This is a genomic window from Streptomyces sp. NPDC093546, assembly GCF_044765045.1.
Taxonomy (GTDB): Bacteria; Actinomycetota; Actinomycetes; order Streptomycetales; family Streptomycetaceae; genus Streptomyces.
In genome coordinates, this window is sequence record NZ_JBIWJG010000003.1 from 255438 (window position 1) to 271891 (window position 16454).

The following is a 16454-nucleotide window of genomic DNA, read 5'->3' on the forward strand; positions in this document are numbered from 1 at the left end:
TCGTGGGGCCGCCCGGCACAGTGGGTGACGTGACCCAGACAACTCCCGATCGTGTTGGCCGGGCCGAGGCCCCTGCCGCCCGCCCCCGCCCCCGCCCGACCCGCTTCCACCGCGCGTGGTTCGTCGCTGCCGTCACCTTCGTGACGATCATCGGCGCGGCCGCCTTCATGTCGCTGCCCGGCCTGCTGATCGATCCGCTGCACCGGGAGTTCGACTGGTCGCGCGGCACGATCGGCTTCGCCGTCTCGGTCAACCTCGCGCTGTACGGCCTGACGGCGCCGTTCGCGGCCGCGCTGATGGACCGGTTCGGCATCCGCCGCGTCGTGGCCGTCGCGCTGAGCGTCATCGCGGCCGGCTCGCTGCTCACGGTGTGGATGACGGCGGCATGGCAACTCGTGCTGTTCTGGGGCGTCCTCGTCGGCCTCGGCAGCGGCTCCATGGCGCTCGCCTTCGCCGCGACCGTGACCAACCGGTGGTTCGTGGCCCGGCGCGGCCTGGTCACCGGCGTCCTCACGGCGGCCGGTGCCTCCGGGCAGCTGGTCTTCCTGCCGCTGCTGTCCTGGCTGGTGAAGAACGAGGGGTGGCGCCCGGCCTCGATCACGGTCGCGCTGTCCGCGCTCGCCGTCGTCCCCTTCGTCTGGCTGCTGCTGCGCGACCACCCGGCGGACGTGGGCCTCGCGCCGTACGGGTCACCGGAGTTCGTGGCCAAGCCCGCGCCCGTGCCGGGGGCGGCGCGCCGCGCGGTCACGGTCCTCTTCTCGGCCGCCCGCACCGGCCCGTTCTGGCTGCTCGCCGGCACCTTCGCGATCTGCGGCGCCTCGACGAACGGCCTGATGAAGACGCACTTCATCCCGGCCGCGCACGACCACGGCATGCCCATCACGGCCGCCGCCTCGCTGCTCGCGGTGATCGGCGTCTTCGACGTCGTCGGCACCATCGCCTCCGGATGGTTCACCGACCGCTTCGAGGCGCGGCGGCTGCTGGCGGTGTACTACGCGCTGCGCGGGGTCTCGCTGCTGTTCCTGCCGATGCTGCTGGCGCCGTCCGTCCACCCGCCGATGGTGTTCTTCATCGTCTTCTACGGCCTGGACTGGGTGGCCACCGTGCCGCCGACGATCGCCCTGTGCCGCGAGCACTACGGCGACGACAGCGCCATCGTCTTCGGCTGGGTGCTCGCCTCCCACCAGGTCGGCGCGGCCGTGGTCGCCTTCGCGGGCGGCGCGGCCCGCGACGCCTTCGGCTCGTACAACGTGGTCTGGTACGCCTCGGGCGCCCTGTGCGCGGCGGCGGCCCTCATGTCGCTGGTGATCCGGCGCCGGAAGGCCCTCGCCGTCGCGTGAGGCCCGTGACGGGACGTCAACTCGGAACTCAGGCCGATGCGTACAACTGTTCGGCGGTCTCGGTGGTCCAGTACTGCGGTGATCCACTCGACGGATCGCAGCAGGAGCGGATCCGGCGAGCGGATCCGCCGAACACCGCAGGGAGTCACATGACAACGCCGACGCCTTCCGCCGGGCGAGTCCGCGGCCGCACCGTGCGCCTCGGCGCCGCGTGCGTGGCCGCGGCCGGGCTGGTCACGGTGGGGATGGCCACGCCGGCGCTCGCCGACAGCGACCAGTTGTGGATCGTGGCACCGTACGAGGCCGTGGTGCCCACGGCGGCCGGCCCCGGCCAGGAGCCCGCGACCCGCACCCTCGGACTCGGGCTCTACCACGACCACAGCGGCTTCCAGGTGACCGACGGCCGCCTCACCGTCGACGTCTCCGGCCTGGCCGGGGTCGCCGACGTCGTATGGCCCGAGAACTGCGCGCCCTCCGGCACCACCGCCGTGTGCAGCGTGCCGGAGGTGCCGCTGACCGGCATCACCTCGGTGCCCCTCCAGATCCGGGCCGCCGCCGACGCGGCCGCCGGGGCCAGTGGCCGCATCACCTACAGCGCCACCGCCGCCACCACGATGGAGGGCGGACAGCTCACGGCGCCCGAGGGGTACGAGACCACCGTCAAGGTGGGCGCCGGGCCCGACCTCGTCGTGGAGCGGCCCGCTCCGGTCGAGGGCGTCCAGCCGGGCAGCACCGTGCCCGTGCCGTTCTCCGTCGTCAACAACGGCAACCAGCCCGCCAACGGCCTCCAGGCCACCTTCTACGTGACGCGCGGCCTCGACCTCGGCACGGTCGACCCCCGGTGCACCAGCACCCCGGTCGGCGAGGGCGGCACCGTCAAGCCCGTCACCCGGGTGGACTGCGCGTTCGACGACGTCCTCGCGCCCGGCGCGACCTTCACGCTGCCGCAGCCGCTGCGCGCCACCGTGGCCCCGTACGCCCTCAACGAGCGGGTCGACCTGAACGTCTCGGCACGCGGCGGCGCCGAGGACCTGGCGCCCGAGGACAACGGCGCGGTCGTCGGGGTCCAGGCCGTCAACACCGCCGACTTCGCCGTGCGCGGCGCCAAGGTGAGCGGCGCGGCGGGCGAGACCGTCAAGGCGGCGCTGACCTTCCGCAACCGCGGCCCGGCGTGGATCGCGAACCTCGGCTCCGGTGACCCGGTCGGCCTGGTCGACCTCACCGTGCCCCAGGGTGCCACCGTCACGTCCGTACCGGAGAACTGCCAGCCCCGCACCCTCGACGGCAGCTGGTACGAGGGCGGTCCCGCCGGCGCCCCGCGCTATGTGTGCGACCTGCCCATGTGGGTGGCCGAGAACCAGACCGTGACGTTCCCCTTCGAGCTGCGGATCGACACCGTCATCGCGGGCTCCGCGGGCGCGGTGGCCCTGAAGCCCCCGTACGGCACCCAGCCCCTGCCCTTCGACCCGAACCACCGGAACGACACGTCGAAGCTGGTGCTGAACGGCTGATCCGACGGCGATAGCCCATCGCGGTAGCCGACCGCGAATAACAGTTCGCGGCCTCGGCCGCCGGGTCGAAGAATGGTGTGCATGTCACACACTTTCGACGACCTGGTGGCCGAGGCCGACGCCGTATCGGTGGAGGGCTGGGACTTCTCCTGGCTGGACGGCCGGGCCACCGAGCAGCGCCCCTCCTGGGGGTACCAACGGGTGATGAGCGAGCGGCTCGCCGACCCCGGTGTGTCCGCCGCGCTGGACATCCAGACCGGCGGCGGCGAGGTCCTCGCCGGGGCGGTGAGGTTCCCGCCCACGATGGCCGCCACCGAGTCGTGGCCGCCCAACCTCGTCAAGGCGACCCGGCTCCTCCACCCGCGGGGCGTGGTCGTCGTCGCCGACCCGGACGAGCCGCCGCTGCCGTTCGCGGACGAGGCGTTCGACCTGGTCACGAGCCGCCACCCGGCGACCGTGTGGTGGACGGAGATCGCGCGGGTGCTGCGGCCCGGCGGCTCGTACGTCGCCCAGCACGTCGGGCCCGCGAGCGTCTTCGAACTGGTCGAGTTCTTCCTGGGCCCCCAGCCCGAGGAGGTCCGCCGGGGCCGCCACCCCGACGACGAGAGCGCGGATGCCCGCGCCGCCGGCCTGGAGATTGTGGACCTGCGCAGCGAGCGGCTGCGCACCGAGTTCCACGACATCGGCGCCGTCGTCTACTTCCTGCGCAAGGTCATCTGGATGGTGCCCGGCTTCACCGTCGAGGCGTACCGCGACAAGCTGCGCGAGCTGCACGAACGCATCGAGGCGGAGGGGCCGTTCGTCGCACACTCGTCCCGCTCCCTGATCGAGGCGCGCAAGCCGGCCGCCTGACGTTCGTCGCGGGGGCGGCGACGGCCTGACGTCAGAGGGCGGCGGTGGCGGCGGTGACCACGGTGATGGCCACCAGCGCCGCCTGCATGTTCCGGATGGCCTCGCGGACGCCGTCGCCCGCCCACTGGCCCTCGGCGATCTCCGCCATGCGGGCCTCGACCTGCTTGCGCGGCAGCTCGGGGAAGGCCAGGTGGTGCAGGCGCGCCGCGTGGAGCAGGGCGACGAGGCCGCTGGTGCGCTCGTCCGGCTGCGCGCCCTCCAGGACCGCGGACGCGAGGCGCTCGCGCAGCTCGCGCTCCACCGAGCCGTCGGCCTCCGGATAGCGCCGTACCGGGAAGAGTCCGAGCACCCGGTGCCGCTCCTCGACCACGAGACCGCGCTCGCACAGGCTCTCCACCGTCGCCTGCGTGGCCTTCGACTGGTCCTTGGCCAGCCAGTCGGTGACCTTGCGCCCGCGGTTGCTCCGCGTCCACTCCGCGAGCAGCCGCAGGCGCCCGTCGAGCAGCGTGTCTCCCGTCGGCGTGGTGTCGACCACGGCCAGTCGCTCGCCGGTCACGGTGACGCGCCCCGCCATGGTCAGCTCCAGCAGGATGCCGCCCGCGACCGCCCAGGCGGCGGATGCCCGTTCCTTCGTGGCACCCGACTCGTCGTCCAGTGACAGCAGCGCGATCTCCTCGCCCAGCGTGACGGCCATGCGTATCCCCCTTGGTCGTGTGCGGTCATAGGTGTCGACGTCGGGGAGGGCCGTGGGGTTGCGCGGCGCGGGACGCAACCTACGGCCAGAGCAGTTCCCGCTCCCACGCGGTCGCCTCGTGCGCCGTCGTACGCCGCCGGTAGCGGAGCCGTACGTGGCGGCGGCGGGCGTCGCCCTGGAAGAACTCGACCTCGTCGGGGGCCAGCACGTACAGCGTCCAGGTCTTCACGTCCGCGTCCGGCTCCGCCTCCGCCTGGACCCAGGCAACTTCGCTCGCCTCCGTCAGGGTGGCCAGGGAGTCCAGGACCTCGCTCTGGCGGCCCACCAGCGCGGCGGCCAGCGCCCCCGTCGTACGGGCGTGCAGGTCGGCGTACGCCTCCTCGGCGGGCGCGGGGGTCACGCGGCCGCGGACCCGGACCTGGCGGCCCTGGACCGGCCAGTAGAAGGTGACGGCGGCGTGCGGGGCGGCGGCGAGCTGGCGGCCCTTGGCGCTGGTGGCGTGCGAGGCGAAGTGCCAGCCGCGCTCGTCCGCGTCGTGCAGCATCACCGTCCGTACGTCGGGGCGCCCGTCGGCGTCGACGGTGGCCAGCGCCATCGTGTGCGGCTCGGTCTGCCCGGCGTCCGCCGCGGCGGTGAACCACGCGCGGAACAGCGGCAGCGGCGCCTCGGGCGCGCTGTCCGGGTCGAAGTCGGGCAGGTCCGTGTCCCATACGCGCAGGGAGCGGAGGGTTTCGTGGAAGCGCTCTGTCATGGGGACATCATCGGCGCCCGCGCGCGACAGGACAGGCGGCAGGCGGCGGCAGGCGGCGCGTGGGACCCCGGTGGGGGAAAGCGTGGGCTACTTGGTGGGCTTCTTGCCGGTGACGCCCAGGTGCACCAACAGCGCCAGGTTCGGCTTGAGTTCGTTCTGCTTGACGCCCCAGGTCTGGAACGCCTTCTGGTGCGAGGCGACCGCCGCCAGCATGGCGACCAGGGCTCCGGCGATCGCCGCGGGGTTGACGTCCTTGTCGACCCGGCCCTTGGACTGGAGCTCCTTGACCGCGTCGGTGAGGGAGCTGGTGACCGAGCCGAGGATCTTCATGCGGAGCTTGTAGAACCGCTTGTCGCCCTCCGCGGCGCCGAGGTCCACCACCCGCAGCAGCGCGTCGTTCTTGCGCCAGAAGTCGAGGAACCCCTCGACCAGTTCCTCCGACGACTGCCATCCCGCCTTGCCGACCCAGGTGCGGCCGGAGGCGAGGTCGGAGAGGGCCCCGCCCTCCTTCGTCATCTCCTCCGCGATCTCGAGGACGGCGCCCTCGACGTCGGGGAAGTACTGATAGAAGGTCGCGGGGGACGTGCCCGCCTTCCGGGCCACGTCGATGACTTTGACGTCCCGGTACGGCGAGGAGCGGAGCATCTCGCTGAGGCAGTCGAGCAGCTTCTGCCGCGTCGCCTGGCCGCGTCGGCCGGCCACACGGCCGTCGACGGTGCGTACTTGTCCTGTCATGCCGTCAGCTTACCGAGGGGGGATCAGGGCGCTATTCGGCCGACTGCAAATGGGGTGCGGGCCTCTCCGGGGCCCCGTGACGCAGGTGCCGCAGGTGCCTACGGGCGGTTACGGAGGGCCCATATGGGCCTGTGTACAGGGATTCTCCGGCAGGGACGGCTCAGGGTGCGCCTGCGGTGCGCTCAGGCCCCTCCAGGTCCGCCGAAGGGCAGTTTCCAGCCAAGTAAGATTATCAACAGGCTGTGGAAAACTTCCGTGGACAAGCGAGCGGTACCGGCGGCGCGCCGTTAACTTGACTCTGGGGCCCGACGAGGAAAGGGATCAGCTCCATGGCCGCATTCACAGAGGGCACGCCGTGCTGGGTGGACGTGATGCTCCCCGACCTCGCAGCGGGCAAGCGCTTCTACGGCGATCTCTTCGGCTGGACGTTCGACGGCGGCGACGAGGCTCACGGTGACTACACCAACGCCTACAGTGACGGTCAGCGCGTGGCGGGCCTCGCGCCCAAGCGGGACGGCCGGATGCCCACCGTCTGGGGCGTCTACTTCGCCACCCCCGACGCCGCGGCCACCAGCCGCCGCATCCTGGAGGCGGGCGGCCGGATGGTGACGAACCCCGTGCCCGTCGGCGCGTACGGCACCATGGCGCTCGCCGTCGACCCCGGCGGCGCCGTCTTCGGCCTGTGGGAGGCCGGGGAACACAACGGCTTCGAGAGGCAGGGCGAGCCGAACTCCTTCTGCTGGACCGAGGTCTACACCCGCCAGAAGGACCCCGTCGACTCCTTCTACGAGACCGTCTTCGGCTTCCAGGTGCGCGACCTCGACGACGCCTCGATCGACTTCCGCGTCTGGTCGCCCGCCGGTACGCAGGCGAGCGACGAGAACGCCATCGGCGGGCGCAGCGTGATCACCGACGCCTTCCCGGCCGAGATGCCCGCCCACTTCCTCGTCTACTTCGCCGTCGAGGACTGCGACGACACGGCCGCGGCCGCGCAGCGGCTCGGCGGCCGCGTCACAGAGCAGCCGTTCGACACCCCGTACGGCAGGATCGCGGTCCTCGCCGACAACCAGGGAGCGGTCTTCGCCGTGCTCGCCGAACCCAAGGCGGCGTAACGGCCCTGCAAGCCTCCACTCACCTCACCGCTGTGTCCGGATCGAGGTGAGACACCCCGATCCGCCCCCGGGTTCGCAACCACCGCCTCGGACAGGAAGAATCAGGGGCGACGGGGCCGTACCTTGATGGCCCCTACGGGGAGGTGGCAGGCAAGTGGAGCAGCTCACGCAGCACGACCCGAGGCGGATCGGTCCCTTCGAGGTGCTCGGCCGGCTCGGTGCCGGCGGCATGGGCCTGGTCTATCTGGCGCGGTCGGCGTCGGGGCGGCGCGTGGCGATCAAGACCGTACGGACCGAGCTCGCCGAGGACCAGCTGTTCCGCGTCCGCTTCACGCGGGAGGTGGAGGCCGCGCGGGCGGTGTCCGGCTTCTACACGGCGGCCGTGGTGGACGCCGACCCGAGGGCGGCGGTGCCGTGGCTGGCCACGGCGTACGTCCCCGCTCCCTCCCTCGAAGAGATAGTGAACGAGTGCGGCCCCCTGCCCGCCCCGGCCGTGCGCTGGCTGGCGGCCGGTATCGCCGAGGCCCTCCAGTCCATCCACGGCGCCGGACTCGTCCACCGCGACCTCAAGCCGTCCAACGTGCTTGTCGTGGAGGACGGGCCGCGCGTCATCGACTTCGGCATCGCGTCCGGCGTCTCCAACACCCGGCTGACGATGACCAACGTCGCCGTGGGCACGCCCGCCTACATGTCACCCGAGCAGGCGAAGGACTCGCGCAGCGTGACGGGCGCGAGCGACGTCTTCTCGCTCGGCTCCACGCTGGTCTTCGCGGCGACCGGGCACGCGCCGTACCACGGGGCGAACCCGGTCGAGACGGTCTTCATGCTGCTGCGCGAGGGCCCGGACCTGGAGGGGCTGCCGGACGAGCTGCGCCCGCTGATCGAGTCCTGCATGCAGACGGAGGCCGCGCTGCGGCCCACGCCCGCGGACCTCCAGGCCCAGCTGGCGCCGCACCTCTTCGGCTCCGGCAGCGACGACAGCGGTACGGCGTCGGCGTGGCTGCCGGCCCGGGCGACCGCGATGATCGAGGCCCGCCGGGGCGGCCGCCCGACCACCCCGCCGCCTCCCGCTCCCGCGCCCCCGGCCCCGTCGGCACCGCCCGCGCAGGCCCCCGCCCAGGCCCCCGCGCCCGGCCGGGACTGGGACGCGGCCTGGCGCGCCGACGCCGCCGACGGCCGCAGCGGCGGCGCCGTCGATCCCCGTACGGGCCAGATGGCACCGCCGGCACCCGCGCCCGTGCCGGACCGGGCGGGCGTGCGGCTCCCAGGTGCCCGGGTCCCCATCGGCCCCGGCCCCCGGGTCTCCGACACGCGCACCGCGCTCGCCGCGGCGGGATCCGCCGGACCCGCGACCACCGGCTGGGTCCGCCCGCCCGCAGGCCTGCCGAACGGCGCCGAGCCCGCCCCGCCCAGCGGCCCGCCGCTCCCGTCGGCCCCACCCGCGCAGGCCGCGCCGCCCGCGCCCGAGAACGCCGGGCCCGGCCACTGGCGCCCCTGGCGTTTCCGCATGTCGAACGACGTGTGGGGCACGCCCGTCGTCGACGGCGACCTGCTCTACGTCACCTCCTTCGAGGTGCACGCCCTGGACGTGGCCAGCGGCCGCCGCCAGTTCAAGACGCGGGACGTGGCCTGGTCCATGGCCGTGGCCTCGGGCCGTATCCACGCCTCCGACGGGCCGTCCCTGTACGCGCTCGACGCCCTCGACGGCAGCGAGCGGTGGCGCCTGATGACCGACGCCTGGGTGTACGCGCTCAAGGTCGACCGCGGCACGGTCGTCACCGCCACCCGCGGCGGCGGCGTCCAGGGCTGGGAGGCCTCCAACGGCACCAAACTGTGGGAGATCACCGGCGCGCAGACCGACTTCGAGACGCCCGAGGGCGGCCCCGTCCTCCACGGCGACACCGTCTACGTCTGGCAGGACGCCCGCCTGCGCGCCCTCGACGCCCGCACGGGCACCGAGCGCTGGTCGTACCCGATCGGCGACGCCGCCTCCTGCGGCGGCGTGCCGGTGCGCGTCACCCCGGCGGAGGACGGGTACGTCTACGTCGCCGCCGGCACCCGGGTGCTCAGCGTCGACATCATGTCCGGCCACGTGCGCTGGCACTTCGAGGCCCCGGCGGTCTTCCTCTCGCCGCCCGCCTTCGCGCCCGGCCCGGCGGTCACGGGCGGCGGCGTGTACCTCGCCGACTACCTCGGCACGGTGTACGCGCTCGACGCCACGACCGGCAAGGACCGCTGGCGCATCGCCACCGAGTCCCGCCCGTCGACCGAGCCCGTCCTCGTCGCGGACGGCAACATCCACGTCGGCAGCGGCAGCGCCGTGTACACGCTCGACGCGGTCACCGGGACCCCGAAGTGGCGCTTCGCGGCGGGCGGCAGCGTCATCGGCAGCCCGGTCGTCGCCGACGGCCGCCTCCACTTCGGCTCGGCGGACCACGTCCTGTACACCCTGGACGCGAGCGGCGGCCAGCTGCGCTGGAAGCTCACGACGGGCGGTGAGATCACCGGCTCGCTGGTCGCGCGCGGCGGCGTCGTCTACGCGTGCAGCAAGGACCGCTGCGTGTACGCGCTGGACGCGGTGAAGGGCACGGCGACGGGACGCAGCGCCCCTTAGCCCCGGTGCGGAGGTCCCGGCCCCTCGGGGCCGGGCCCGACGTACCCGTCGTCCCGGGGCGCGTCGTCCCGGGGCGGGCCCTCGACGTACGGCTCACGGTGCTTGCGGCGGCGCGGGCGGCCGCGCATCACCGCGGCGCCGAGCAGCAGCAGCGCCCCGCCTGCCAGAGCGATGACCACGCCCCAGCCCACTCCCGCGCTGCCCGGGTCGTCGAAGGCCAGCCCGTCCGCGACCTGCGCCTGCCGCACCATCCACAGCACGGTGAAGCCCAGCACGACCAACCCGGCCAGCCCGACCAGCGCCCGCGAGCGCGCCACGATTCCGACGAGCGCGACCAGCGCGCCGACGGCGAGCGGCAGCAGGATCGACATCCACAGGTCCGACCGGGTACCGGTGATGCCGGTGAAGAGGTCGGCGACGCGGTAGTCACGTCCGAGACGGCCGTCGTACCAGGCACGGAAGGGGCTCCAGACGGCGGCCGCCGCTCCGACGAGAGCGAGCGCACTGCCGATGACGTTACGCATCATCGTCGGCCTCCCTTGCGGTCCGGCTCTCGTCCCCGACGCTACGCCGGGCCGGGGATCGCCGCCACAGGACGACGGAAGGGCCGGACCCGTAGGTCCGGCCCTTCCGTGTGCCGTGCCACGTACCGCGGCCGCGGCGGCTCCCCCTCCGCACCGCCGCGGCCGCACCCCGTCGTGACAGAGGTCTGGGTCAGCTCTCCTTGGCCGGCGGCGCCGGCATGTGGTGGTCACCCATGGTGGTGATCGTCTCGTCGGTGGTGGCCGGGACGGTGGCCGGGGCGGTCGCCGGCGGCGCCGGCATGTGGTGGTCGCCCAGGGTAGTGACGGCGGGCTCCTTGGCCGGCGGCGCCGGCATGTGGTGGTCGCCCAGGGTAGTGACGGCGGGCTCCTTGGCCGGCGGCGCCGGCATGTGGTGGTCGCCCATGGTGGTGATGTCGTCGAGGTTCTTCTTCGCGGAACCGCTCATGTCTGTTCCCCCGTGGGATCGCTGTGCTGGTGTGAACTGTCTTCTGCCCGGCGACTCCCCCGAGGGCCGCCGGACAGAAGGTTAGGGGACCACTCGCCCCCCTCCGAGCTGGAGGTCCCGGCGATCCGTCCGCTCCCCCGTCGCGACGGATCGACTGGTTCCGAGCATGCCGGACCGGCATAAACACTTGATGAACGCCCTGATCGCAGCCCTGGGTCGTGTCCGCCGGGCCGGGTCCGCTAGGCGGTCGTGAGGTCCGTGAGGAGCTCCCGGACCTCAGCGGCCTCCGGGGCGCCCGACTGCTCGTGCAGGGAGAGCGCCTCGCGCCAGCAGGCGCGCGCACGGTCCATCTGGCCGAGGCTGTCCAGCGCCTTCCCCAGCGTGGTGAGGACGTTGCCGCGGGTGCGGTCGCCGCCCATGCAGCCTATGGCGAGCGCCTGTTCCGCGTGCTGGGCCGCCTGGGCCGGGCGCCGCGCGGACAGGTGGGCCTCCGCGATGCGGAAGTGGGTCGTCCCCGCCCACAGGCGCTGCCGGTTCGTCTCGAAGCCGTGCAGCGCCTTGTCCAGCTCCGCCAGGGCTTCCGTGTGGCGGCGCGCCTGGGTCAGCGCCATGCCCAGGGCGTAGCGGGCGTTGGCCAGGCGCAGGGTGTGTCCTATCTGTTCGTAGAGGTCCGCGCCCTGCCGGGCGAGGGAGATCGCCTGCTCCACCTCGCCGTTCGACAGCCGGATACGGGAGAGGTTGCACAGGGCGCTGGCCTCGCCGGGCCGGTTGCCGTCGAGGCGGGACCTCTCCATCGCCTTGACCAGGTGCCCTTCCGCGTCCTCGTGCCGCCCCTGGATGGCGGCGATGATGCCGCGGTCGTTGTCGGCCCAGTACACCGGAGCCGGGTCCTGTGCCGCGAGCCCGAGGAGCGAGGCGTTCTCCGCCTCCCGGTCCGCCTCCTCGTAACGCCCCGCCACCAGGTGGACGTTGGTCATCGAGGTCCGGGCCCGTGCCTCGACCCGCGGGTCCCCGGCGGCGACGGCGGCTTCGAGCGCGGTGCGGGCGGCGGTCTCGTACACCTTGGAGTTGGCGCCGGACTCCGCGAGGTCCTGGGCGGCCCACAGGAGGTCCACCGCGGTGGAGAGCCGGGGCCCGGCCGTCGACTGCCGTGCGCACGCCAGCAGGCAGTTGGCCTCGGTGTACAGCCAGTCCAGCGCCTGGTGGCGGTCGGAGAACTCCAGACCGGGGTAGGCCGCGGGCCTGAGGTGGTCCACCATGCGGTCGCCCGGCCGCTGCACGGCGTACACCCGCGCCGCCGTCGCCAGGTAGAAGTCCAGCAGCCGCGCCATCGCGTGCTCCCGCTCCGACGGCGGCTGCTCGTCGCGTTCGGCGCACGCGCGCGCGTAGAGGCGTACGAGGTCGTGGTAGCGGTAGCGGCCCGGGGCGGCGGACTCCAGGAGGGAGGTGTCGACCAGGCACTCCAGGATGTCCTCGGCGTCCTGGAGGGGGAGGTCCAGGACCGCCGCCGCGGCCGCGAGGGAGATGTCGGGGCCGTCGGCGAGGCCCAGGAGGCGGAAAGCGCGGGCCTGGGCGGGCTCGAGCTGGCCGTAGCCCAGCTCGAAGGTGGCCTTCACCGCGAGGTCGCCCGCCTGGAGCTCGTCCAGCCGGCGGCGCTCGTCCGCGAGCTTGGCCGCGAGGACCGAGACCGTCCACGTGCGGCGCGCCGCCAGCCGGGAGGCGGCGATGCGGATCGCGAGGGGCAGGAAGCCGCACGCGGCCACGACGTCGAGCGCCGCCTCGCGCTCCGCGTGCACCCGCTCCACCCCGACGATCTTCGTGAAGAGCTGGAGCGCCTCCTCCGGCGACATCACGTCGAGGTCCACGAGGTGCGCGCCCGCGAGGTCGACCATGCGGACGCGGCTGGTGACGAGGGCCGCGCAGCCGGCCGCGCCGGGCAGCAGCGGGCGCACCTGGGCGGCGTCCCGCGCGTTGTCGAGGAGGAGAAGCACCCGCCGCCCGGCGAGCGTCGAGCGGTAGAGGGCGGCGCGCTCCTCCAGGGTGTCGGGGACGGCGGAGTCCGGCGTGCCGAGGGCGCGCAGGAAGGCGCCCAGCACGGTCTCGGGCTCGGCGGCCCGCGCGCCCGCGCCCTGGAGGTCGACGTACAGCTGGCCGTCCGGGAAGTGCGGCCGGGCCTCGTGGGCGACGTGCACCGCGAGGGTCGTCTTGCCGACGCCGCCGATGCCCGCGAGCGCCGACACGGCCATGACGGAGCCCTCGGCGGTCGCCAGCCGGTCGCCCAGCTCCCGTACGAACCCGGCCCGGCCGGTGAAGTCCGGCACCGTGGCGGGCAGCTGTGCCGGGCGGGACGGGGCGGGCGCGGTGGGCGGCTGCTCCACGGGGCACGCGAGCTCCTCGTCCGCGCGCAGGATGCGCTGCTGGAGCCGCGACAGCTCGGGCCGTGGGTCGACGCCCAGCTCGTCGGAGAGGAGCCGGCGGGTGTCGGCGTACACGGCGAGCGCCTCCGCCTGCCGCCCGCTGCGGTACAGGGCCAGCATCAGCAGCTCCCGCAGCCGTTCGCGCAGCGGGTGCGCGGCGGTCAGGGCGGTCAGCTCGGAGACCGCCTCCGCGTGGTGTCCGCACTCCAGGTCCAGGTCCAGCCGGATCTCCAGGAGCGACAGCCGCCACTCCTCCAGGCGGGCGCGCTGCGTCTCGGCGTACGGCCCGGGTACGGAGGCGAGCGGCTCGCCGTCCCACAGGCCCAGCGACTTGTTGATGAGGACCCGCGCCTGGCCCCGCTCGCCGGCCCCCCGGGCCTTCTCGGCCTCGGCGGCGAGCTCCTGCGCGACGTTGAGGTCGAGGGCGTCGGAGCGGCCGCGGATGGCGTACCCGCCAGACTCGCTGACCAGGACGCCGTCCGGCAGGACCTTGCGCAGGCGCGAGGCGTACGTGCGCACCGCGGCGAGCGCCTGCGAGGGCGGTTCGTCGCCCCAGATGGCGTCGATCAGCTCGGCGGCCGTGGCCGTACGCCCGTCGCGCAGGAGCAGCGCGGCGAGCAGGGCCCGCTGCTGCGGGGACCCGGAGGGCAGGGGTTCGCCGTCGTACCAGGCGCGGACGGGGCCGAGCACGGCGAAGCGCAGGTCGCCGCGTGCGTCACCGCGTACGTCGGCGGGACCCGGACGCGGAGCGCGTCGCTGCTCCGGCACTCGCGGGCCGTTTTCACGGTCCATAGCTCCCCCTGCCCCGTACCGCTGGATTCGCCCTCGACAGTCTGCCTTGTCGATGGCGTATGCGTCAGCAGGGGGTGACGCTCTGCACAAGGTCGTGACAAGTCCTCCGGGAGGCGGCCCGGGAGACGGCCGGGCAGAGGTCAGCCGGAGCCCTCCGGCGCCCGCGCGCGGCGCGGCTTGGCGCGGAAGTGCATGCGCTCCCCCTGGCGCCCGAGCAGGCTGAGGATTTCCACGGGTCCGTCGCCCGCGGAGCCGAACCAGTGCGGCATGCGGGTGTCGAACTCGGCCGCCTCGCCCGCCCCCAGGATCAGGTCGTGCTCGGCCAGCACCAGCCGGAGGCGCCCGGCGAGGACGTACAGCCACTCGTATCCCTCGTGTACGCGCGGGTCGGGCTCGCTCTTGTCGGCGGGGATGACGACCTTGAGCGCCTGGAGCGGCCCCGGCTGCCGGGTCAGCGGGACCACCACCTTGCCGTCGTGCGCGTGGCGCGGCGCGAGGCGGACGCGCGGGTCGCCGACCTCGGGGGCGCCGACGAGCTCGTCGAGCGGGACCTGGTGGGCCTGGGCGATGGGCAGCAGCAGCTCCAGGCTGGGGCGGCGCTGCCCGCTCTCCAGGCGGGACAGGGTGCTCTTGGAGATGCCGGTGGCCTCGGCGAGCGCGGTGAGGGTGACGCCGCGCCGGGTGCGCAGGCGCCTGAGGCGCGGGCCGACGTCGGCGAGGACGTCGGCGATGTCGGAGGGCTGCCGTTCCATGGGATCAGCTCACCGCAGTCTCCTCGGCGCGGCAACGGTTGTTGCCGGTTCCGCAACGCGGGCAGGCCGTCCGCGCCGGGGACGCCCCTGGCCTTGGCCGAAAGAAGGTTCCACAACGGCCGAAAAAAGTCTTGGGAAATTTTGAAAGGGAACAAAACGGACACGGCTGCGGTTCCCGTATATCGAACGACCGACTAGTGGCCTGTCGATTGGTCGACCGCAGGGGCTACGGGTCTTTGAATCCTTGACCACTCGGCCCTCATCGCCTCGCAATGCAAGGAGAAGATCACGGATTCCGATCTTCCGGATGTGGAAACCGCAGCGCCTAACGTCCTTCCCATGACTCAGCTGGAAGCACGGCCCCAGGCCGGAGACACGGTAAGGGGCGCCTCCCAAGGGGGCGTCCGCAGCAAGGGGCTCGGCGACAACTCGGTCGGCCTCATGGGCGGCGCCGTCATTGGCGTATCCACCGTCGCCCCCGTTTACTGCCTCACTGCCACCCTCGGCCCGACGGTGAGCGAAGTCGGCCTCCAGATGCCCGCGATCTTCCTCGCCGGCTTCCTCCCGATGCTCCTGGTGGCGTTCGCCTACCGTGAGCTGAACCGGGCGGTGCCCGACTGCGGCACCTCCTTCACCTGGTCGGTGAAGGCGTTCGGTCCGCGCGTCGGCTGGATGTGCGGCTGGGGTCTGCTCGTGGCCACCATCGTGGTGCTCTCCAACCTCGCGGGTGTCGCCACCTCCTACTTCTACCTGCTCCTCGGTGAGGTGACCGGCAGCGAATCGATCGCTGCCCTCGACGGCAACAAGGCCGCGCACATCGCCACCACCCTCGCCTTCATCGCGGTCGCCACGGCCATCAGCTATCGGGGCATCACCGCCACCAAGTGGGTCCAGTACGCCTTGGTCGGTCTCCAGCTCACCGTCCTGGTGATCTTCGCCTTCATGGCGATCACCAAGGCCGACGAGGTCGCAGGGTCGCTCGACTTCTCCTGGTCCTGGATGAACCCCTTCGGCGTGGAGTCCTTCGCCGCCTTCACCGCGGGCCTGTCCCTGTCGATCTTCATCTACTGGGGCTGGGACGCCTGCCTGTCGATCAACGAGGAGAGCACCGGCAGCGCCCGGACGCCCGGCCGCGCCGCCATGCTCGCCATGGTCGTGATCGTCGCCTCGTACCTGATGATCGCCATCGCCTCCCAGATGTACGCGGGCATCGGCGAGAAGGGCACGGGCCTCGGCAACCCCGACACCGCGGACAACGTGTTCGCCGTGCTCGCCGAACCGATCATGGGCTCCGGCCTCGGCGTCCTGCTCTTCCTCGCCGTCGTCGCCTCCGCCGCCGCGAGCCTGCAGACCACCTTCATCCCGGTGGCGCGCACCGCCCTGGCCATGAGCACCTACCAGGCGATGCCGGCCTCCTTCGCCAAGATCCACCCCCGCTTCAAGACCCCCGGCCGCGCCACCGTCATCGCGGGCATCGCCACCGGAGTCTTCTACGCGGTGATGTCGCTGGTCAGCGAGAACGTCCTCATCGACACCATCTACGCGCTCGGTCTGATGATCTGCTTCTACTACGCGATCACCGCCTTCGCCTGCGTCTGGTTCTTCCGCCGCGAGCTGCGCCGCTCGGTGCGCGACCTGGCCGTCAAGGGGATCTTCCCGGGCCTCGGCGGCCTGATGCTCACGGCCGTCTTCGGTCAGACGCTGTACGACATCTGGGACCCGGCCTACGGCAGCGGTTCGTCGGTGTTCGGCATCGGTTCCGTCTTCGTGATCGGTGTGGGCCTGCTGCTGCTCGGCGTGGTGATCATGCTGGTGATGCAGCGCCGCAGCCCGGCGTTCTTCCGGGGCGAGGTCCTCACGCAGGAGACCCCCGCGCTGGTCGTCGAGGACTGAC

At 73.0% G+C, this 16454-nt stretch carries 13 protein-coding genes; 6 read left to right on the plus strand and 7 right to left on the minus strand.

All coding sequences use genetic code 11. The features are described from left to right. Positions 1-29: 29 nt before the first annotated feature. From ACIRNI_RS07650 to ACIRNI_RS07660, 3 genes are all read left to right on the plus strand, one after another. Entirely contained in the window at positions 30-1340 is a 1311-nt protein-coding gene (locus ACIRNI_RS07650) for an MFS transporter (RefSeq protein WP_403549236.1), read from the plus strand. A gap of 149 nt (positions 1341-1489) precedes the next feature. Next, the gene (locus tag ACIRNI_RS07655; RefSeq protein WP_403549238.1) at positions 1490-2851 is read left to right on the plus strand and encodes a hypothetical protein; all 1362 of its coding nucleotides are present in this window, start codon (positions 1490-1492) and stop codon (positions 2849-2851) included. Between the two features lie 81 nt (positions 2852-2932). Beyond that, positions 2933-3703 carry a class I SAM-dependent methyltransferase gene (locus ACIRNI_RS07660; RefSeq protein ID WP_403549240.1) on the plus strand — a complete coding sequence of 257 codons (771 nt, stop codon included), beginning with the start codon at positions 2933-2935 and terminating at the stop codon, positions 3701-3703. A gap of 31 nt (positions 3704-3734) precedes the next feature. Here ACIRNI_RS07660 and ACIRNI_RS07665 read toward each other — a convergent pair whose 3' ends face one another. The 3 genes from ACIRNI_RS07665 to ACIRNI_RS07675 all read right to left on the minus strand — a co-directional run bounded on the left by ACIRNI_RS07665 (position 3735) and on the right by ACIRNI_RS07675 (position 5883). Next, a complete protein-coding gene (locus ACIRNI_RS07665) occupies positions 3735-4397 on the minus strand; it encodes a GPP34 family phosphoprotein (protein ID WP_403549242.1) in 663 nt (220 codons plus the stop codon). A 79-nt stretch (positions 4398-4476) separates the two neighbouring features. Then, the gene (locus ACIRNI_RS07670) at positions 4477-5148 is read right to left on the minus strand and encodes a pyridoxal 5'-phosphate synthase (protein WP_403549243.1); all 672 of its coding nucleotides are present in this window, start codon (positions 5146-5148) and stop codon (positions 4477-4479) included. A gap of 87 nt (positions 5149-5235) precedes the next feature. After that, positions 5236-5883 carry a TetR family transcriptional regulator gene (locus ACIRNI_RS07675; RefSeq protein ID WP_355355286.1) on the minus strand — a complete coding sequence of 216 codons (648 nt, stop codon included), beginning with the start codon at positions 5881-5883 and terminating at the stop codon, positions 5236-5238. 329 nt (positions 5884-6212) lie between these two features. Between ACIRNI_RS07675 and ACIRNI_RS07680 the strand changes: the two genes are divergently transcribed. Together ACIRNI_RS07680 and ACIRNI_RS07685 are read left to right on the plus strand one after the other, a co-directional pair. Further along, positions 6213-6995 (plus strand): VOC family protein, encoded by a 783-nt coding sequence (locus tag ACIRNI_RS07680; protein WP_403549245.1) that lies wholly within the window; start codon positions 6213-6215, stop codon positions 6993-6995. 154 nt (positions 6996-7149) lie between these two features. Then, entirely contained in the window at positions 7150-9609 is a 2460-nt protein-coding gene (locus tag ACIRNI_RS07685) for a PQQ-binding-like beta-propeller repeat protein (protein ID WP_403549247.1), read from the plus strand. Here ACIRNI_RS07685 and ACIRNI_RS07690 read toward each other — a convergent pair. The 4 genes from ACIRNI_RS07690 to ACIRNI_RS07705 form a co-directional block, all read right to left on the minus strand. Further along, positions 9606-10136 (minus strand): hypothetical protein, encoded by a 531-nt coding sequence (locus ACIRNI_RS07690; RefSeq protein ID WP_403549249.1) that lies wholly within the window; start codon positions 10134-10136, stop codon positions 9606-9608. The two genes, ACIRNI_RS07685 and ACIRNI_RS07690, sit on opposite strands and share 4 nt — an antisense overlap. A 187-nt stretch (positions 10137-10323) precedes the next feature. Then, positions 10324-10599 carry a sigma-like protein gene (locus tag ACIRNI_RS07695; protein ID WP_403549251.1) on the minus strand — a complete coding sequence of 92 codons (276 nt, stop codon included), beginning with the start codon at positions 10597-10599 and terminating at the stop codon, positions 10324-10326. Between the two features lie 239 nt (positions 10600-10838). After that, positions 10839-13808 carry an AfsR/SARP family transcriptional regulator gene (locus tag ACIRNI_RS07700; RefSeq protein WP_403549253.1) on the minus strand — a complete coding sequence of 990 codons (2970 nt, stop codon included), beginning with the start codon at positions 13806-13808 and terminating at the stop codon, positions 10839-10841. A 140-nt stretch (positions 13809-13948) separates the two neighbouring features. Continuing rightward, the gene (locus tag ACIRNI_RS07705; RefSeq protein ID WP_403549255.1) at positions 13949-14560 is read right to left on the minus strand and encodes a helix-turn-helix domain-containing protein; all 612 of its coding nucleotides are present in this window, start codon (positions 14558-14560) and stop codon (positions 13949-13951) included. A 339-nt stretch (positions 14561-14899) separates the two neighbouring features. Here ACIRNI_RS07705 and ACIRNI_RS07710 point away from each other — a divergent pair, with 339 nt between their 5' ends. After that, complete coding sequence (locus ACIRNI_RS07710; RefSeq protein WP_403549256.1) at positions 14900-16453, plus strand: APC family permease; 1554 nt, start codon at positions 14900-14902, stop codon at positions 16451-16453. Position 16454 lies beyond the last annotated feature (1 nt).